General features: G+C 60.2%; 20 protein-coding genes. 3 read left to right on the forward strand and 17 right to left on the reverse strand.

Features of this window, described 5'->3' with window-relative positions; genetic code table 11:
* Window position 1 precedes the first annotated feature (1 nt).
* The 12 genes from feoB to MWU51_RS15545 all read right to left on the reverse strand — a co-directional run bounded on the left by feoB (window position 2) and on the right by MWU51_RS15545 (window position 11,581).
* Window positions 2-2,290, reverse strand: coding sequence for a Fe(2+) transporter permease subunit FeoB (gene feoB / locus MWU51_RS15490; RefSeq protein WP_247038959.1), 2,289 nt, complete (start codon window positions 2,288-2,290; stop codon window positions 2-4).
* Window positions 2,287-2,535 carry a FeoA family protein gene (locus tag MWU51_RS15495; protein WP_247038961.1) on the reverse strand — a complete coding sequence of 83 codons (249 nt, stop codon included), beginning with the start codon at window positions 2,533-2,535 and terminating at the stop codon, window positions 2,287-2,289. The genes feoB and MWU51_RS15495 overlap by 4 nt, the downstream gene beginning before the upstream one ends.
* Before the next feature lie 109 nt (window positions 2,536-2,644).
* Complete coding sequence (hemA, locus tag MWU51_RS15500; protein WP_247038964.1) at window positions 2,645-3,868, reverse strand: 5-aminolevulinate synthase; 1,224 nt, start codon at window positions 3,866-3,868, stop codon at window positions 2,645-2,647.
* A gap of 363 nt (window positions 3,869-4,231) precedes the next feature.
* Window positions 4,232-5,464, reverse strand: coding sequence for an NnrS family protein (locus MWU51_RS15505; protein ID WP_247038965.1), 1,233 nt, complete (start codon window positions 5,462-5,464; stop codon window positions 4,232-4,234).
* A 118-nt stretch (window positions 5,465-5,582) separates the two neighbouring features.
* Complete coding sequence (locus MWU51_RS15510) at window positions 5,583-5,777, reverse strand: hypothetical protein (protein ID WP_247038967.1); 195 nt, start codon at window positions 5,775-5,777, stop codon at window positions 5,583-5,585.
* A gap of 53 nt (window positions 5,778-5,830) precedes the next feature.
* Window positions 5,831-6,031, reverse strand: coding sequence for a hypothetical protein (locus tag MWU51_RS15515; protein ID WP_247038970.1), 201 nt, complete (start codon window positions 6,029-6,031; stop codon window positions 5,831-5,833).
* A 76-nt stretch (window positions 6,032-6,107) separates the two neighbouring features.
* Complete coding sequence (locus MWU51_RS15520) at window positions 6,108-6,371, reverse strand: hypothetical protein (protein ID WP_247038971.1); 264 nt, start codon at window positions 6,369-6,371, stop codon at window positions 6,108-6,110.
* Window positions 6,371-6,907: a cytochrome c oxidase subunit 3 gene (locus MWU51_RS15525; protein WP_247038973.1), complete on the reverse strand. Its 537-nt coding sequence runs from the start codon at window positions 6,905-6,907 to the stop codon at window positions 6,371-6,373. The genes MWU51_RS15520 and MWU51_RS15525 overlap by 1 nt, the downstream gene beginning before the upstream one ends.
* A complete protein-coding gene (locus MWU51_RS15530; protein WP_247038975.1) occupies window positions 6,904-8,850 on the reverse strand; it encodes a VWA domain-containing protein in 1,947 nt (648 codons plus the stop codon). The genes MWU51_RS15525 and MWU51_RS15530 overlap by 4 nt, the downstream gene beginning before the upstream one ends.
* A gap of 79 nt (window positions 8,851-8,929) precedes the next feature.
* Window positions 8,930-9,736 (reverse strand): CbbQ/NirQ/NorQ/GpvN family protein, encoded by an 807-nt coding sequence (locus tag MWU51_RS15535; RefSeq protein ID WP_247038978.1) that lies wholly within the window; start codon window positions 9,734-9,736, stop codon window positions 8,930-8,932.
* A 1-nt stretch (window position 9,737) separates the two neighbouring features.
* Window positions 9,738-11,108 (reverse strand): cbb3-type cytochrome c oxidase subunit I, encoded by a 1,371-nt coding sequence (locus MWU51_RS15540; RefSeq protein ID WP_247038980.1) that lies wholly within the window; start codon window positions 11,106-11,108, stop codon window positions 9,738-9,740.
* Window positions 11,109-11,128: 20 nt separating this feature from the next.
* On the reverse strand, window positions 11,129-11,581 hold the full coding sequence (locus MWU51_RS15545) for a cytochrome c (protein ID WP_247038983.1): 453 nt from the start codon (window positions 11,579-11,581) through the stop codon (window positions 11,129-11,131).
* A 219-nt stretch (window positions 11,582-11,800) separates the two neighbouring features.
* Here MWU51_RS15545 and MWU51_RS15550 point away from each other — a divergent pair, with 219 nt between their 5' ends.
* The gene (locus tag MWU51_RS15550) at window positions 11,801-12,133 is read left to right on the forward strand and encodes a hypothetical protein (protein WP_247038985.1); all 333 of its coding nucleotides are present in this window, start codon (window positions 11,801-11,803) and stop codon (window positions 12,131-12,133) included.
* 453 nt (window positions 12,134-12,586) lie between these two features.
* On the opposite strand, the gene MWU51_RS15555 is transcribed toward MWU51_RS15550, so the two are convergent.
* The gene (locus MWU51_RS15555; RefSeq protein WP_247038987.1) at window positions 12,587-14,443 is read right to left on the reverse strand and encodes a LuxR C-terminal-related transcriptional regulator; all 1,857 of its coding nucleotides are present in this window, start codon (window positions 14,441-14,443) and stop codon (window positions 12,587-12,589) included.
* Window positions 14,444-14,582: 139 nt separating this feature from the next.
* Between MWU51_RS15555 and MWU51_RS15560 the strand changes: the two genes are divergently transcribed.
* Window positions 14,583-15,746, forward strand: coding sequence for a Xaa-Pro peptidase family protein (locus MWU51_RS15560; RefSeq protein WP_247038989.1), 1,164 nt, complete (start codon window positions 14,583-14,585; stop codon window positions 15,744-15,746).
* Window positions 15,747-16,487 (forward strand): Asp/Glu racemase, encoded by a 741-nt coding sequence (locus MWU51_RS15565; RefSeq protein WP_247038991.1) that lies wholly within the window; start codon window positions 15,747-15,749, stop codon window positions 16,485-16,487.
* 4 nt (window positions 16,488-16,491) lie between these two features.
* On the opposite strand, the gene MWU51_RS15570 is transcribed toward MWU51_RS15565, so the two are convergent.
* From MWU51_RS15570 to MWU51_RS15585, 4 genes are all read right to left on the reverse strand, one after another.
* Window positions 16,492-17,037, reverse strand: a complete 546-nt coding sequence (locus MWU51_RS15570; RefSeq protein WP_247038993.1) for a biotin transporter BioY — start codon at window positions 17,035-17,037, stop codon at window positions 16,492-16,494.
* Between the two features lie 3 nt (window positions 17,038-17,040).
* Window positions 17,041-17,652: an energy-coupling factor transporter transmembrane component T gene (locus MWU51_RS15575; protein ID WP_247038995.1), complete on the reverse strand. Its 612-nt coding sequence runs from the start codon at window positions 17,650-17,652 to the stop codon at window positions 17,041-17,043.
* A complete protein-coding gene (locus MWU51_RS15580) occupies window positions 17,627-18,352 on the reverse strand; it encodes an ABC transporter ATP-binding protein (protein WP_247038997.1) in 726 nt (241 codons plus the stop codon). The genes MWU51_RS15575 and MWU51_RS15580 overlap by 26 nt, the downstream gene beginning before the upstream one ends.
* Before the next feature lie 103 nt (window positions 18,353-18,455).
* The gene (locus MWU51_RS15585; protein ID WP_247038999.1) at window positions 18,456-19,331 is read right to left on the reverse strand and encodes a LysR family transcriptional regulator; all 876 of its coding nucleotides are present in this window, start codon (window positions 19,329-19,331) and stop codon (window positions 18,456-18,458) included.
* Window positions 19,332-19,411 lie beyond the last annotated feature (80 nt).

Genomic DNA, 19,411 nt, shown 5'->3' on the forward strand with positions numbered 1-19,411 from the left:
ATCACTCCGCCCCCACGGCAAACGGTGTCGGGCGACTGCCCAGCCACCTGAGGAACAGGAACACCGCCGCCAACGTCGCCAACAGCGATGCAATCCAAATGGTCGAGCTGTCGGGGTGGCGATCAAACCGCGCAATCTGGTAAAACATCACCGCCGCGCCGTAGGCCAGACCCATCGTCCAGGTGCTGGCAAACAACGCCCATTGCCAGCCCGTTTCGCGCCAGATGGCCCCGATGGCCGCAACGCAGGGCATATACAGCAGGATCAGCAGCAGATAAGCGAACGCGCCTGCCTGCCCGTCATAGAGGCTCGCCATCGTGCCGAAGGTCGAGCGCGCGACCTCCTGCTCCTCCGCCGCCGCGTCCGGGTTCGACACATCGCCAATGTCCAGCCCCAGCGGGTCGGGCGCCATACCCACCGCATCGCGCAGGTTGGGTAGGATCGTGGCCGAGGCATCCCGCACCCCCGCCATCAGCGAATAAGGCGCACCGTCATCGGGTTCAGGCGTGGCGTAGAGCGTGTTCAGCGTGCCGACCACAGCCTCTTTCGCCAGAATGCCGGTGAAAATGCCGACCGTGGCGGGCCAGTTGTCTTCCTCGATCCCCAAGGGGGCGAAGGCGGGGGTCAGGCTGCGCCCGATCTCGGACAGGACCGAGGCTTCGCTGTCCTCGTTCCCGAAACTGCCATCTGTGCCCCATGAGTTCAGGAAGGCCAGAACGGCGACCATCAAGACGATGACCTGCCCGGCTTCCGTCAGAAAATCGCGCATCCGGTGCCAGGTGCGATGGGCAAGACCGCGCAGGGTCGGCAGGTGATAGGGCGGAAGCTCCATCACGAAGGGCGTGGATTCGCCCTTCAGAATGGTCAGTTTCAGCATCAACCCGGTGCCGACAGCCGCCAACAAGCCCAGCAGATACAGTGCAAACACAAGGTTCTGCCCGCCCACCGGAAAGAACGCGGCGGCAAACAGCGCATAGACCGGCAGGCGCGCGCCGCAGGACATGAAGGGCGCCATCATCACCGTCAGCGTGCGATCGCGCGCGCTGTCCAAGGTGCGCGTCGCCATGATCGCAGGCACGTTGCAGCCAAAGGCCACGATCAGCGGCACGAAACTTTTGCCCGGCAACCCGATCATCCGCATGAAACGGTCCATGACGAAGGCCGCGCGGGCCATATAGCCCGAATCCTCCAACACCGAGAGCGCGAAGAACAGGCAGGCGACGATGGGAATGAAGGTGGCAACCGTCTGGATACCACCGCCGACGCCATCGGCCATGATCGTGGTTAGCCAACCGGGCGCGCTGATCGCCCCCAGAAGCGCCGCGGTGCCATCCACAAACAAGGTCCCCGCCAGAATGTCAAAAAAGTCGATGAACGCGCCGCCGATGTTGATGGTAAACATGAACATCACATACATCGCGGCCAGAAAGACCGGGATGCCAAGCGCACGGTTCAGGATTACCCGGTCGATCCGGTCCGACACGGTGCGGGCCACTTCGGAGGCACGGCTGAGCGACTTTCCCACCAACGCCGCCACCGCGTCATAACGCGCGCAGGCAATGGCGGTGTCGGCGTCCAGCCCGGTGTCAGCCTCAAGTGCGGCGCGTTCGCCAGCGGCCTGCGCGGCGACGGTGGGATCTGTCATCGCCGGGCACAGCTCGTCACCTTCCAGATGCTTGATCGCCAGCCAGCGCGGCACCCCTTGCGCGACTCTACCGGCCAGTGCCGTTTCCAACCGTGTCAACGCGGCCTCGGTCGCATCGTCGAATTTCGGGGCAAATGTCGGCACATCGTCCGCCGTCCGCATCAGGTCTTTCAACTCGGTCAACCCGCGCGCCTCGGACGCGACGATCTCGACCACCGGGCAACCCAGTTCGCGTGACAGAACATCCCTGTCGATTACCAACCGCCGGGCGCGCGCCACATCCATCATGTTCAGGGCAACCACCACCGGCACACCCATCTCGACCAGTTGCACGGTCAGATAGAGGTTCCGTTCCAGGTTCGAGGCATCGACCACGTTGACCACAAGATCTGGCCGCTCAGACAGGATGAAGTCGCGGGCAATGCGTTCGTCCAGCGACGCGGCCCCGCCTGCCACCGACAGCGAATAGACGCCCGGCAGGTCCACCAGCGTGATCGCGGTGCCGTGATGGGTCAGATCGCCCAGTTTCTTTTCAACGGTGACGCCCGGCCAGTTACCCACCTGTTGGTGGCGCCCAGTCAGGGCATTAAACAGAGTGGTCTTGCCGCAGTTCGGATTGCCGGCAATTGCAACGACGCGTGTCATGATACAATGGGGGGTGTGACGCGGGCGACGTTAATAGCCTCGGCTTCATGCTTGCGCAGGCTCAGGGCGTATCCACGCACGCGGATTTCCACCGGATCACCCAACGGGGCCAGACGGCTGACCGAGAACTCGGCCCCCAAGGTCAGGCCCATCGACAGAAGTTTGCGCCGATAGCTTGGCGAGCCCCCGAAAAAGCCCGTGACCGTGGCGCGGTCACCGACTTTCAAATCCTTGAGCTTCAGCATCGTCTGCAATCCCTTGGGTGAGTCGAGAAAGATCCCGACCGAATTACACAGGTATATGCCGCGACGGGACTCCCCCGACCTTGATCTGAGTCAATTACTCGGGATTAACCTATTGCGCCGCCATCGGAACCCGCGCGACCTCGCATTGGTGCCACAGCTCTTCCAGCGCGCCCAACAGATGTTCGATATCGGCATCCGAATGCACGGGCGATGGGGTGATGCGCAGCCGTTCGGTGCCCTTCGGCACAGTGGGATAGTTGATCGGTTGGATGTAAACGCCATAATCGCGCATTAAAGTGTCCGAGATGAACTTGCATTTCACCGGATCGCCCACCATCACAGGGATGATGTGGGACGGGTTGTCGATATGCGGAATGCCCATCGCATCCAGCCCTTTGCGCACCTTCGCGACACGTTCTTTCTGGCAGTCACGTTCCACGTTTGAGCGTTTCAAATGCTGCACCGATGCTCGCGCGCCCGCAGCCACGGCAGGTGGCAAAGCGGTGGTAAAGATGAACCCGCTGGCGAAACTGCGCACGAAATCGCACAGCTCGGCGGACGCCGCGATATAGCCACCCATCACGCCAAACGCCTTACCCAACGTGCCTTCGATCACCGTCAGGCGATCCATCAGCCCTTCACGCTCGGCAACCCCTGCGCCGCGCGGACCATACAGGCCGACCGCGTGCACTTCATCCAGATAGGTCATGGCGTTGTATTTGTCGGCCAGATCACAGATTTCCTTGATCGGCGCGATGTCCCCATCCATCGAATAGACGCTTTCAAAGGCGATCAGTTTGGGCGCGTCAGGGTCGGCGGCGGCCAGCTTGGCCTCAAGATCTTCCAGATCATTGTGCTTCCAGATCACCCGCGCCGCCTTGGAATGGCGGATGCCTTCGATCATCGAGGCATGGTTCAGCGCGTCGGAAAAGACAATGCAGCCGGGGATTTGCGAGGCCAGCGTTCCAAGCGCGGCCCAGTTCGAGACATAGCCGGACGTGAACAGAAGTGCTGCTTCCTTGCCGTGCAGGTCGGCAAGCTCGGCCTCAAGCAACACGTGATCATGGGTTGTGCCGGAAATGTTGCGCGTGCCACCTGCCCCGGCACCCACTGTATCAATCGCGTGGTGCATAGCTTCCAACACGTCGGGGTGTTGCCCCATGCCCAGATAATCGTTCGAGCACCAGATCGTGACATCTGCGGCCCCATCGTTACCGGTGTGGCGCGCCTTGGGAAAGGCGCCGCGTTTACGTTGCAGATCAGCAAACACACGATAGTTTCCGTCTTCGCGCAACGTATTGAGGCGGGATTTGAAATAGTTCTGATAATGCATGGGTGACCCCTTGGGTGGATTATCTGTTACACCATTGAACCGCAATCAAGCTTGCGCCAACATGATGTTTGTCAAGTCACACTCAGAAAGGCGGATCGTCAGATCAGGGGCAAGATAGACCAACCGCCCGCCATCCTTGCGGATGGCTCCGGCCTCGAAACGCATCAGATGCGCCCGGGCGGTTGGTCCATGGGTTCGTAAACCCGAACGTGATCGGTTGCGCCGCCGGCCTCACCCAAGAACAGAGGCGACATGATCACAGAGGCCGTATTCGCAGAACAGGACGAGGATGTGGGAACAACCTCGTTGGGTGGGCCATGGGGTGGTTGTGGCATATCCCGAACGGGCTGCACTTAACCAACGTCAAGCCGTCGAAGTTTTCCTTTGTGGAGGTCGGGAAGGCATGTGCGGAGGTGGCGGAGGTGGGGCCGGACGTGCCACGCGTGGCGCTGTCAGAGCCGGGACCATGCCGACAAGGAACAGAACAAATGCCCCAATCCACGCCGCCCCGGCCAGCAGGATCAGCGCGTCATACCAGCGATAAAGAAGGTCCGCCGCCAGCCAGCGCGTCAACGCAGACAGGATCATCAGTCCATAGCCCACCGCAACAATGCGCGGCACTATGGGCGCGCGGCCCGTGTGGCCCAGCGTTGCCCGGCTCATCACCGCCAGGGTCATGCCACCGATGCCGCCAAGCCCCAAAACATGCAGCGCGCCAACCTCGTCGCCGATGCCCCAACCGGCCAACGCCCACAGCGCAAAGCCGATCACCATCAAGCCCTGCGCCGCAAACAGCGACCACAGAAGCGGATCGCGCAGCGCCCATTGCGGCCGCCACCGGCTGATTCGCGCCCCGTGGATTACAGCCAGCACCAACGCCATGATGGGCGCGAGCATCGGGATCAGCACGCTCCACGGTAAGGCAATCGCGCTCAGGATGGCCAGACGGTCAAGGCGCGGTGTCTGCGGCGGCAACGCCTCGGGTGACTGCCCAGCCCGGTTCATCGCGTTGCGTATAAAGCCCGGCGTGATCCGTCCGCCCAGCACGACGATCAGCCCGCACAGCGCCATCAGCCCAACGCGCAAACCCGCGCTGGCGGTGTCCGTTGTGATGTCCGTCCATTCCAGATGAACCAGCAAATTGCCAATCAAGAATGTGGCCAGAAAGACCGTAAAAATCGCATGTTGCGGGTTCCGACGCTGGCGCAGCTGGTTCGCGATGCGCAGAACCAAAGAGGTCAGGAAGGACAGGTCAACCACGGCCACCACAGCAGGCGGCAACGCAGCGGAATGCCAAAGCACTACACGGCCCGCCAGCCACAAACCCGCCAACGCCCCAATGATCATGCCCCGGCCACTGGCAACAGCAGTCAGGAAGAACCCGGCGACAGCAGCCCCGGCATATCCGAACAGCATTTCGTGGGCGTGCCACAGATGCGGCGCCATTGACAGATCCGACAGGCCCGAGGTGCCACCCAACGCTTGCGCGCCCAACCACAGCTCCCACGTCAGGCCGGACAGAATAGCCCAGATTGCCGCGCCCAGAAAGAAGGCGCGAAATCCTTCGCTGAAAATACGTTTGAACAAGTCCGCCATGACAAGCCCCTTGGTGGCATATGTCCGGCAGATTAGGGGCTGACGCGCTGGACCGAATGACCAAAGTCAAGTCCTGCGCATGTGAAGAGAAATTTTGGGCACTACATCAGCCCCGATATCAGGCGTCATCTTCCGCCTGCTTTATCAGGCCATGCATCCATTTGCCGGAAATCCAGGCGAAGGGGACGCCAAGGATGATGCCACCGATGATCGATTCAATCGGTGTCAGCGCACGCAGGCCGATGGCCTGCAAAACCAGAAACAGGAAAAACAGGTTCACCGCCGCCGCACCCGCCGCCAGCGGATACAGCACCAATGAAACCGCCCATACCGGCCACCGCCCGGATTTATCCTCGGTCGCCGACATCACTTGCGGAAGATGGATTTTTGCACGGCCACCAGCGCCAGGATCAGCGCAACCGCCGCACCGAGCAGCCACAGGGTCGCCCCGCCAACGGCGTGCGAGTGTCCGTCAATCACCGCTTCACGCAGCGGTGTTTGGTCATGGTGGGCAAGGGCGGGTGAGGCCACGATCCCGGCCAGAACGGCCAGATAGAGAGTTTTCATTTCAGGACTCCAGTCATGTTCTTGAATCACTATAGCCGAAGGCGATGTTGCGTGGCTTGATCATGGTCAAACGTCCCTACATCCCAAACGGCAGAGCATAAAGCAGCGCCGCCAGCCCCAGAAACCCGATTAAAAACGCGGTGAAGCCAGCGCGAAAACCGGGGGCTGTGCGAAGGCCCAGATAGTCCGACAGGATTACAAAGGATTTCAGGCCCGACAGGACAAGCACAGTCAGCACGAAGATCGGCCCGGCCTCGGGCAGCGCGCCGGCAAAGATCGTGGTCACCATGCTGAAGCCGATCAGCATTATCAGGGCGCGGGTCAGGACAGCATTCGACATCAGTGCACCAGATAAATGATGGGAAACAGAAGCACCCAGACCAGATCGACCATGTGCCAAAACGCGGCACCTGCTTCCAGATTGCGGGGGTTCCCCCAACGCATCAGAAGCGCGAAGATGATCAACCCGGCCACCACATGCAGCGCATGAAACCCGGTGAGCAAATAGTAGAAGGTAAAGAAATCGCTGGTTTCGATACCGATCCCGTGGCGTGCCTTTTCAGCATATTCGTACCATTTGACGATCAGGAAGACGACGCCGAATGCCATCGCCCCTGCCAGCCAAAGCCGCATATGCCGCACCGAATGCACTGCCCGCGCCGCACAGTAGCCACTGGTGACAAGAACGATGGTATTTGCCGCACCCGCCACCCGGTTCAGCTCTGCTTGATCCGCCGCAAAACCCATAGGGTCCGTCGCGCGCATTCCAAGGAATGCCAAAAGGCCCGCACCGAAGACCAGAAGCTCCGATACGATCAACACCCAGATCATCAAGTCTCCAGGCAGTTCATCCAGAACTGAAGTTTGATCCGTCATGCGCCACCGGTAATCTGACGATAGATCTCGGGCAATGCGGCGGTCAGTCGCGTCGGGTCCGGCACAATGGAAAAACCATCCGCGCCAAAGATGCGATGCACCCAGCCCTGCCCTTTTTGATCGACAACGACGCCATGCACGGCGTGGCCCTTCATTCGCGCCTCGCGGACTGCCATGCGGCTGTCTTCGATGCCGTGACGGCCTTCGTAATGGTCCAGATCGTTGGGCTTGCCGTCGGTGATGACCAGCATCAGGCGACGGGTATTGGGACGGTCGTCCAACCCTGCCGTGGTATGGCGGATTGCCGCGCCGAGCCGGGTGTAGAATGCAGGCGTCAGCCCCCCGATACGGGCCTCAACATGCGGGTTCATTTTTTCGTCGAACCCTTTGCATTCCTGCACAAAGACGCGCCCGCGTTTCAGCGACGAAAACGTGTGGATTGCGAAATCGTCGCCGCAGGCCTCAAGTCCCCAGGCCAGCGCGGTCAGCGCTTCTTTTTCGACATCAATCACCTGACGGTCGCCAATGGCGGACTCTGTCGATCGCGACACATCCATCAGGACCGAGATCGCCAGATCACGCTCCATCACCCGCGCCGCGCGGTAAACACGGTCGCTGGACCGGCCCGTGGCGCGCAATTCGACTTGCGCGGCAATCGCGGCTTCCAAATCCAACTCATCGCCGTCCAACTGGCGCGGTAGAATCACGCGTTTGGGGCGCAGCGCCTCGAACTGACGTTTCACGGCGCGAATGCGGCGGTTGGTGGCGGGGTCATGCTCGATCGCTTCGACCTCGTCGGCGATGCTGGACAGCACGCGGGCGTGATCGGGGATATAGCTGTTCGTGCGGTGATCCCATTCCGGATACATATGCTTGCCCGACAAACGCTCGCGGTCGGCATCTTCGGGTGACAGGTCAAGGTGGAACTTCAACCGCGTGGCGGTCTTTTTCGACACCTGCCCCAGTGCCAGTTCGTCCTGATCTTCGGCGGCGCGGCGGGCGTTGTCCTCGTCGTCATCTTCGATGCGACGGTTCATGTTCAGGCTTTCAACCCACGAGAAAATCGCCTCGAACTTGTGCAGGATCAGGCTGTCACGCCGTTCGGCCTGATCACTTTCCGACCGGCGTGCGGCCTTGGTGCCTTCGGCCTCGTCGCCGGGGCCGCTGCCTTGTTCCTCGTCGCCTTCGCCCAGCCGGTCCACCGGCATCCGCGCCGCCATCGGACGCAGATCGGGCCACATCGGTACCGGGCGGAAGGGGCGATAGCCGCGCGGGGCGGTCAAGTGATCCAGGGGCTGATCCGGTTGTCGGATCAATCCAACAAAGACCTTTGCCATTGCGCCTTTCGGCTCTGGCCCGCCCAACAGATGGTCAATCGCTGCTTCCAGCGCGGCTTCGACCGACGGCAGCTTGGCATCCGGCCGCATCGCGCGACACGCACCAACCAGAGTTTCATAGAAGCCTCGCAAACCGGGGCAATCGGTCAATGTCGCCTGCGTCATTGCGATTGACGCACGCAGGGCCCGCAGATCCGCGCGCAACGGATCGGCATCGCCCACCGGCTCGGGCGCATGGGCCACGGACGCAACCAGCCAGAAATACAGTGCCGCGTTGGCCTCGCGGGCGGGAAATTCGGCAATGGTTTCGGGCAGGCGCAACGCCTCGCCGTCGAAACTGGGGCGGGCCTGCATCTCGCGCCATGTGCCAAGTGACCGGCGGAAGGACAACCGGTGATGCGAAGCGGCTACGGTGGCCTGCTTGATTTCGGTGGAATGTGACCCGCCAAGGCCGCGAAAAAAGACGCCCAGACGCCCTTCGACTTCGGTCAGGGTGACGGCGTTTTCATCGTGAACGCCGGGGGCATCCAGTCGGCTGGCATATTTGTGCCAGATCTTGCCAACGGTTTCTTCCGGCTCGAAAGGGTCGAAAATGCGTTCGGACATGGGGAACCTCGGGTGATCAGGTTATCGTCCTGTGGAAGTGGTCCCGCGACCAACCCATTGGCTGGTCGCGGGGGTGGCCTTAGCCGTAGATCGCGGTGACCAGATCCATCAGCCCTTGCTTGACGTCATCGTCATCGGACAGAGGTTCGATCATCGCCGCGCGGATGGCGCGGTCAACGGGCATGCCGTCTTCGATCAGCGTGGCGCAATAGATCACCAGACGGGTCGAAACACCCTCTTCCAGATCCTGACCTTTCAGGCCACGCAGTTTGTTTGCCAACCGGACAAGGGACGTCGCCCGGTTGGCATCCAACCCGCTTTCACGCGTCACGATATCAACTTCCCGGTCGTGGGAGGGGAAATCGAAGTCGATCGAAAGGAAACGCTGGCGGGTGGACGGTTTCAGGGTTTTCAGGATGTTCTGATAGCCTGGGTTGTAACTTGCCACGAGCATGAAGCCCGGTGCCGCCTCGATTTCCTCGCCGGTTTTATCCAGCGGCAGGATGCGGCGATCATCGGTCAAAGGGTGCAGAACGACGGTGACGTCCTTACGCGCCTCGACCACCTCGTCAAGATAGCAGATTGCCCCTTCCCGCACAGCACGGGTCAGCGGGCCATCAACCCAGACCGTCTCCCCGCCTTTCAGCAGGTAGCGCCCCACAAGGTCGGACGCGGACAGGTCATCGTGACAGGCAACAGTGTATAACGGGCGACCCAGACGGGCGGCCATATGGGCGACGAAGCGGGTCTTGCCGCAACCGGTCGGACCTTTCAGAAGCAGCGGCAGCCCATGGCGTTCGGCAGCTTCGAAAACATCGCATTCGTCAGAAACGGGTGAGTAGAAGGGGGCCGAAGCCCCCTCCGTTTTTTTATCAACGGCAGCCATATCAGGCACCTTCTCTTTCGTATTGGTCGGTCGGTTCGATAACTTCGCGACGCGGCACAAGCTGTGCGTAGATGAACAAGATCGCACCGATCACCACCGCAAGGCCTGCGGCCCAACGCATGATGAAGAACAGGTGCACGCCTTCCTGAATGTCCATGAAGTTCTCGCCCAGCACACGTTGCATGTGTGTTTGAACGGTCCCCGCAAAGGTCAGAACGAAGGTCATGAAGGACATACCGCCGGTCATCAGCCAGAAGCTCGCCATATTCAGTACCTGGTTATACGGATCGCGTCCGCGCAGGATCGGCATGGCATAAGTGATGATCGCAAGGTTCACCGACACATAGGCACCAAAGAAAGCCAAGTGACCGTGGGCCGCGGTGATCTGCGTGCCGTGGGTGTAATAGTTCACACCGTGCAGCGTGTGCAGGAAGCCCCATACACCCGCGCCGAAGAAGGCAACGGTTGCGGCACCCAGCGCCCACAGAAGGGCGGCTTTGTTCGGGTGGTCGCGTTTGCCTTTCCACACCATGACGAAGCTGAAGCTCATCATTGCGAAGAAGGGGATCACCTCAAGCGTCGAGAAGATGGACCCGATCCACTGCCAATAGCCCGGCAAGCCGATCCAGTAGTAGTGGTGGCCCGTTCCCAGAATGCCCGAGAACAGCGCGGTGGCGACGATGATATAAAGCCACTTTTCAATGATCTCACGGTCAACACCGGTCAGCTTCAAAAGCAGGAACGCAAGGATGGATGCCATCACAAGTTCCCATGTGCCTTCCACCCACAGGTGGACGATGTACCACCAGAACATCTTGTCCAGTGACAGGTTGGCCGGGTTATAGAACGAAAACAGCCACAAGAGCGACAGACCCCAAAGGCCCAGAAGCAGTACGTTTGTGATCGCGGTTTTACGCCCTTTCAACACCGTCATCGAGATGTTGAACAGGAAGATAAGCGCCGCAACCAGAATGCCCAACTTGACCCAGACAGGTTGTTCAATGAACTCGCGCCCTTCCATACCCAACAGCCAGTGGCCGTGGAACAGGTCGAACACATAAGTCAGAACTGCGCCCGCTGTGCCCACAAGAAGCAGGATCAACTGCGCATAGGCTAATGTGGTTGAATGGATTTCCCGTTCGGCTTCTTCCGGTATCAGGAAGTATGCCGCGCCAAAGAAGCCCAAAAGCAGCCAGACCACCAATGCGTTGGTGTGCAACATCCGGATGATGTTGAACGGCATCAGCTCGGACAGGAAGTTCGGGCTGACATAGACCCAGCCGGCCCACAGACCACCCAGCACCTGAACGGCGAACACCGCCATCGCTGCTAGGAAGTACCAATAGGCAATTCGTTGAGATTGGTATTTCATGTCTCTCTCCTCTCCCGGCCTTAGCCAGCCTCGTTGGGTGGCCAGCCTTGCGCGTCGATGCTGTTCACCCACAGGAAGAAGTCTGCAAGTTCACGAATCTGTTCGTCGCTCAGGTTGAATTGCGGCATCTGACGCCGCCCCTCGATGCCGCTGGGTTGTGCTTCCATCCAGCCCTTCAGCACCTCGAAAGCTGCTTCAGGATCGTCGTCAACACCCCAACGGGTCATCACGTTTTGCAGCTCGGGTGCAAAGTATGCCCCCTCGCCCATCAAAGTATGGCAATTGATGCAGGCGTTCTTTTCCCACACATGTTTGCCGCGCACTACGCTTTCCGTCAGTTCTGCATTTGCAGTCGATTTGGTCACCACGTATCGCACTGAGTGCGCCGACAGGATCAAAAAGACCACGATGAAAAACAACGAGCCGCCATAGAACACGTTACGCGCCATGGTCTTGGTCATGACTTCTCGCATATTGGCCTCCAGTTCAGTTATCCAATTTTCTGGATAACGGAGCCGTGATGAAAGCAGCTTGACATATGTCAACAAAATCTAAGTTTCCTGACTGTTTTTGACAGGAAATCATTGTTCTCGAAACAAACTGCATCCCGCTGCCGTTCTTTGGCAAAAATTGATTGTTGCGCCGGTTTAAGGCATTCTGTTTTCATTCATTTGATTGTTCAGGGGCAAATTATGCGGATTTCGACGATCCTGATTGCAATTCTCATCGCCACAACCAGCCACGCCGACACAATCGACCTGGATGATCCCTCCGCGTTTTGCAGCCAGATGGCTCAGGTCTATGACTGGACGGACGACTCAGAGGCCGTCGCAAACTGCCCGTGTTCATTTGCCGGATTAAAAGATCAGATGACGTCGGAATTGTTCGAAATAACAATCCAATGGCAGCTGGACCCTGCCATCTTACGCAATGGCTTGCCCGATGGCATGACCATCGCGAATTTCTATGACACAGTGGCCCCGGTTTTCGGCGCAGTTGAACAAAGCTGCGGGCCGATGCGCTAGTTTTGATCGCACAAGCCGTTCAAGGTTGCAAAGCAAAGAAGCAGCCCACCGCGTTGCCAAACCGTGCCAATAATTGACGCGTCCTGCGGCGGGCTGCACTTTGGTTCCACTCCACCCCTCGGCAAAGCACTCCAATATCACCCAAAAAGAAATGCCGCCGAACCAAGGCAGGAAGTCCACGGTCCGGCGGCATGATTGAGGGTCTAAAACACGGGGGTTGTTGTCGATATCCCCGACAACAATTGCCCCGCGCCATCACCACACGCCCACCCCCTTCTTCAGATCAACGCGAACCCACCGAAATGGGCAAATGATCCATGAACCCTTGCAGCGCAACAGTTCGGGAATATCCCTGTAATTGAGAAAACGTCTGGCAACTTTAAATCCTTGGCTTCAATAGGATCAACGCTAGAAGTATCAGCACCAGCGGTCATACCCCACATTGGGTAAAAGTTAATGCGCCAGATGTTTTTCGGCTTCGTCCAGCACGTCTTGCCAATGCCGGAAGAAGATCAGTTGCCCGCTGTCATCATAAACGCGGTAGTCAATCCAGTCATGATCTTGTCGAAATTCATCCAGAGACGCGACCGGAACCTGCGGATCATGGGTGCCGTTGAAGAACACTACGGGCAATCTGCCGCGCAGCGCGTTGACCATTGGGGTCCAGTCGCTTTTCTGCTCGCCCAGAACCATGCGTGAAAACGCCTCATGCGCGCTATGATCATCGGTCAGCGCAGTCTCTGAACCTGTCACCATGGCCTCGAACACCTCAGGGTCTTCGAAAGTTTCGACATCCGCCGGACAGTCGCCGTAAACCGCATGGATGAACCCGCGCTTGCCGATCTTGCGCGCCAGATAGAACCCGGCTTTCACCATGAACGGCAACAGATGCGGGGTGTATTTTGCGCCCGCCAGAATAAAGCGATGCCATTTTTCCATGCGCTCGTATTGCTCGCGCCGGGTCATCGGCAGAATGCCCGCCGTAGCAATAATCGCGCTGATTCGACCTGGGTCGGTTGAGGCCAGTTTCATCGCATAGAAACTGTCGGATCCCAGGCTGATCACCGGGCAGCGCGTGACCTTTTCAGCCGTCAGGATCTGCAACGTGTCCTGGGTGGCAAGCGCATCGTAATCCTGCTTTTTGCCAATCATATCCGACATGCCATAACCCGCCCGGACCGGCACGATGATGCGAATACCCCGCCGGGTTGCCTCGGCCTCGGCCGAGGCGGGCCAGCGCACCAGCCCGTAATCCAGCGGAAGAAACAACAATGGTTCACCCTTGGACGCACCCAACACGAGGTAATCCAACCGCCGCCCATCCGGGGTTGTCAGCGTCGTAAAGGGCCGTTCCTTCAGGCTGGCATAACCGCGGCTTAACAGGCGTGGACCGGGGTCGGCCTTGATCGTCAGGTTGGACATATCCATCACCGACAGGGCCAGCCGAACAAGTTCGACCTGCGACCGCGTTTCCGTCTTCGACAGGATTGATTTGATCTGTGCTCGCACCGTGTCAATCGACCGCCCCCGCTGTTCGGCGATGTCCTTGACCGAGCAGCATTCGACAAGGCTTTGCACCACATTTGCTTCTGCCGTAGTCAGGTCAAAGGCGCGTTTGAGAATGTCGGAAAACTCTGCCGGACAACTGACCTCGGACGAGGCCGCTAAAACATAACGGTCCCCCGACCCAACCTGCCGCACCTGCAAACGGACCACGATGAAATGCCCCTTGCCGCGCGACCTTAGCCGCAAGACCGCCGCGTTTTCCCCCTGTCCCTTCAGCAATGCGTGCGCGGTGGTCAAAATGCTGTCGATATCGTCCGGGTTGACCAGCATTGATCCAAGCTCGGCCCCGACCTCAAGCCCCAAAAGCGCGCGCGCCGCCGCGTTGACCGCCGCCACTTTGTGTTCTGCGTCGAACAAGAACGCTGCCACTTTATCGAACGGGGCCAGCACCGCGTTCAACTGGGTCTGCGTGCTGCTTTGATCCAGCCGATCCAGAAAGGTCCCGGCACGTTCGAAATGGCTTGAGATCGTTGCATCATCCAACAAGCGCGGCGCGCTGAAATCCGCCCCTTCCCGCAGGGGCGCGATGGCGGTTTCCCAGACATCCAGCAATGTCTCATACCGCGTCGGATCAAGCGCCACATCATAAAGCCGCTCGATCGCTTCTTCCCGTGTTCTTCCTGTCAGACTGTCTTCCTGTGTCTGAGAGGACGTGTTCTTCCGATCCATCGCGCTTGTCCCGGTGATGTCCTCTGTCGGTTCAACCGACCCATCCACGTTAACGAAAAACTCTTTTTCCGCCAAGGGTCACACCCGCCCCTTAACCGCTTTTGACGCAATATTAACGGGTGGAGCCAACGGGTTGGCGAAAATCCTTATACTCAGTGTCAAATCTGTGGTTAGTCTAATTTCATCGACGCATTCGTGTCCGTAGGAACCAAGCATGCCTGACCTGACCCGAGGCTTTCCAGACATGGAATGTGCCGCCCGCACCGCCCGCGCTCAGGCGCGTATGGCAGAGGCGGGTCTGGCCGGGATGCTGCTGCTGACGGAACCCGAAGTGCGATACTTCTCGGGCTTCCACACCCTCTTTTGGCAAAGCCCCACCCGGCCGTGGTTTCTGTTCGTCCCAGCCAATGGCAAGCCCATCGCGATCATCCCCGAAATCGGTGCGGCGCTGATGCGCACGACCTGGATCGACGACATCCGCACATGGTCCGCCCCCGCGCCCGACGATGACGGGATCAGCCTGCTGACCGATCTGCTGACCCCTTATGCCCGCGAAGGGGCGGTAATCGGTGTGCTGAAGGGGCACGAGACGATGCTGCGCATGCCCCTTGGCGATTACGAACGGCTGATGGCGGGTCTGCCGGGACTGCGCATCCACGACGCCACCGGGATCATCCGCAGCTTGCGCATGGTCAAATCGGAGCGCGAGATCGAAAAGCTCGCCCATATCTGCGCCATCGGGTCACGCACCTTCGCCGAAGCCCCCAACTTCGCGCATCAGGGCCTGCCCTTCGAAGACCTGTTCCGTGCCTTCCGTCGCGAGGCATTGGCCCAAGGTGCAGACGACGTCCCCTATCTGGTCGGCGGGGCCGATCAAGGCGGTTATCACGACGTAATCTCGCCCCCCTCACCGCGCCCGCTGACGAAGGGCGATATCGTGATGCTGGACACGGGTGCCACGTGGGACGGGTATTTCTGCGATTTCGACCGCAACTGGGCGGTGGGCCATGCCGATGATCTGTCCCGCCGCGCCTATGACGTTCTGTGGCGCGCGACCGAAGCGGGGATCGACACCGCCCGCCCCGGAGCCACCTGCCGCGACCTGTTCCACGCCATGCAATCGGTGATTGCCGAGATGGACGAACAGGGCGGAGACGTGGGCCGGTTGGGTCACGGGCTGGGCATGCAGCTGACCGAATGGCCCTCGCTCGCCGCGTTTGATGATACAGTGATCGAAGACGGCATGGTCCTGACGCTGGAGCCATCGCTTGGTTACGGCGACGGGCGGATCATGGTGCATGAGGAAAATATCTTGGTGCGCGACGGCGGAGCTGAACTGCTGACCACCCGCGCGCCGCAAGACCTGCCGGTGATTTAGATGAAACTGACCTTCGACACAGACCAAGGCATCGGCACACGCGCCAATCTGGGCGTGATCGTGTTGGAAAACGACACAACGCTGGAGCATGAGTTTCGCAGCCTGATGAATATCGACGGTGTCGCGCTCTACCACTCACGCATCCCGATGGGGCCGGACATCCGCCCAGACACGCTGCCACAAATGCTCGATGACCTGCCCGCCGCCGCGCGACTTTTGCCGCCCGCACTGGACTTCGATGTGATCGGCTATGGCTGCACCTCGGCCACGTCGGTGATCGGACCGGAAAAGGTCGCGACCGCCATTCAAACAGTCTGTCCCAGTGCACGCGTCACTGACCCGCTGAGCGCGATCATCGCCGCCGGGCGTCACATTGGCGTCACGCGTCTGGGGTTCCTGTCGCCTTACGTAGCCGAAGTCTCGCAAACCATGCGCGACCGGTTGACCGAGGCTGGGTTCCAGATCGCCGGTTTCGGATCATTTGAGGAAAGCAATGACCAGATCGTCGGGCGGATCACGCCTGCGTCAATCCTGACCGCCGCCCGTCAAATTGCCGATGCCGCCCCCTGCGACGCCATCGTGATTTCCTGCACCGCGCTCAGATGTCTGGATATCATTCCCGAAATCGAGGCGCAGACCGGCAAACCAGTTCTGGCCAGCAACCCGGCGCTGGCGTGGCACATGCTCCGGCTGGCCAACATGGACGACCCACGCCCGGGGCTGGGTCGTCTGTTTGGATAACCGCTCAGGCGCGCGACAGAACGCTCGCAGGGCGGGCCTTGGCAAGCGCGGCCGTCAACATGCCCGCAATCGCAGCTTTCAGGATGTCGCCGGGGATGAAAGCGGCAACCAGCATCGTCGCCTCTGACAGCGACTTGCCCAGCACCAGCGCCAGCCCGGAAATCCCGAAGATATACAGCACCACAATTCCACCGATAACCGAAGCGACGCCCGCACTGATCGCCAGCGGACCTTTGCGCCATTTCTCGGTGATTATACCTGTGACGAAAGCCGCAATCGGGAAGCCCACAAGAAAGCCAGCTGTCGGGCTGGTGAACACGCCCAAGCCGCCGCGACCACCTGCCAACAGCGGCAGACCAAGGGCCACCAGCAGCAAAAACAACAGCACGGCCAGCGTGCCACGCTTGGCCCCCAGCACTGTGCCGCACAGCATGATGCCAAGGCTTTGGGCGGTGATCGGCACACCAAAGGGCAGCGCGATCTGCGGGATCAGACCCAGGGCCGCGATCAACGCGGCAAACAGGGCAATCAAGGTGACATTCTTTTCCATGTTTCACTCCTTCATGGCATCGAAACCACCGCGCGCGCGCAGCGCCTCGGCGATGTGGTCCGCGTCATCCAACGCAAGGACCGTAAACGGTAAGATAATCCGCCATCCAGGGCGGCGCGGTGATCGGGCGCGCCAGGCGTCGATCAGCTTGGTGCCTTTGGTCAACAGAACCGGCGTGAAGCGGATGACCAGCGCAATGGCGGTTTCCAGATAGGTGGTTTTCAGACCCAAGGTGCGCAATGGCGTCGCCAGCCAGCGCACCACCGCGATCAGGTCTGACAGTTGCGTGGTCATCGTCACCAGCGTTGCCAAACCAACCGCCGTAATCATCCGCAGCAAAATCACACCGCCCGTATAGGGCGTCCACGTCACAAGGTGATACAGCGCCAGCATCACAACGAAGGGCCACAGCACGCGTAACGCCCGCAGACCAGAACGGAAAAACACCGGGCCGGGCAGCCGATACAGCACCAGCATCCCGGCAAACGCAGCCGTGTGAACCCACAGGTTTTGCGCCTTGAACAACAGAACCGTCGCCACGCACAAAGCGGCCAGCTTTGTCCCGGCGGGCCAGCCGTGGGCGCGCGTCCTAACGGGAGAGGTCAGAGATATCATCGCCCTCTCCTTGTCGTGTCATCTCAACGGTGAAGTCGTCCAGCACATCACCCCCCTGCCCTTGCAGCACCCCACGGTCCAGCCACAGCACGTGGTCATAGCCCGTCAGATCACGCGGATCGTGCGAAACATGCACCAACGTGCCGTCATAACGGTCCAAATAGCGGGCCAGTTGCATCCGCGTCGGAATATCAAGCCCGGCAAAAGGTTCGTCCAAAATCAGAATGCGCGGCGTCATCGCGAGGATCGACATCAGGCACACCAGTTGCTTTTGGCCTTGTGACAGGCTGTGGACATGGGCGTCGTGCCAATGCGCCTTGCCGAACTGCGCCAGCACCGCGCGTGCGCGCGCCTCGGGGTCATCCATACCTTGCTGGCGCAGGCCGAACGAGATCTCCTCGATCACCGTCGGAAAGATAATCTGGTGATCCGGGTTCTGAAACAGAATGCCCACCAGCGACAGCGCGGCGCGCCGATCTTTCGCCGGGTTGACCCCGTCAATCGTGACCGTGCCCGCGCTCGGCGCAACCAACCCCGCCAGCAGCCGCGCAAAGGTCGTCTTGCCCGACCCGTTGCGACCAATCACACCGATCCGCCGCGCGGTCAGATCGACCGAGACACCAGACAGAATCGCGCGCCCGTCGATCACATGATCAACCGAGGCAAAACGAATCTGTGCAGTGGCGGTCGTATCTTTCACGCGATTACTGGCCCTATTGTCACTTGGTCACGCGCCTTTTAACGGGGGACAGAATGGAATGCCGCAAGAAAATGCACGATGCGGAGTTTTACCTTACGTAAGGTCAAGAACAGAACTGGCGGGTCAGCGCCTCCCACTGGCGGCGGGTCACGTCGCGATCTTCGGCGACCATCCAGTATGAATTTTCCGACGGCAGCACCGCATCCGACAGGCGCGCAAGCCGCCCGGCTTCAACTGTGCCTCGCACCAAAGGCAGCGAAGCCAGCAGAACGCCCGCCCCGGCCTCGGCCGCCGACAGCGCGGCGGTGAACGTGTCAAACCGCAGCAAAGGCACTGGCGTTGGCGCGTCCCCTGTCGCCTGCGCCCAGTCATGCCAACCGGCACGCGGCCCCGACAGACCAAGGCGCGGCAGATCCTGCCAGCGTCCCTGCCCTGCCCGCTTGATCAACGCAGGCGCAGCCACCGGGGTCAGTGCTTCGTCATACAACCGTGCACGATGGGCGATGTCCCAATCGCCGTTACCATAGCGGACCCGCACCCCCGTCACGCCCGGCCCATCGTCGGACGCCAGAACCAGCGTCTTGAAACTCAGCTCCACCTCCTCGCCCAGCGACAGCCCCGCCAAGCGCGGCGCGACCCACAATTGCAACACGGACGCGCTGGCCCAGACCGTGACCCGCCGCCGTTGAATGCCAAACAGCTCCTCCGAGCTTTGGCGCAGTGTCGCCATCGCGTGGGTCACATAGGGCAGCCACGCCTCACCCTCGACCGACAGGATGACGCCGCGCGGCTGGCGGATGAACAGGGTCGCGCCCAACCGGGCCTCTAGATTGCCGATCCGCTGACTGATTGCGGCCTGCGTCAGCCCCGTTTCCGCCGCCGCAGCGGTGAAACTGCCGGTGCGCCCTGCCGCCTCGAAAGCGCGGACCCAATCCAGCGGCAGGTTTGAAAGGGGTGTGTTTACCATAAGCCAATCCATGCCTCAGGGTTGTTTCCTCTAAATTGTGCTTATCTATCAAACGCGCGACAATGTCACCGAAATTCACGCAGCGAACGGAC

This window comes from Aliiroseovarius sp. F47248L (assembly GCF_023016085.1).
GTDB lineage: Bacteria > Pseudomonadota > Alphaproteobacteria > Rhodobacterales > Rhodobacteraceae > Aliiroseovarius.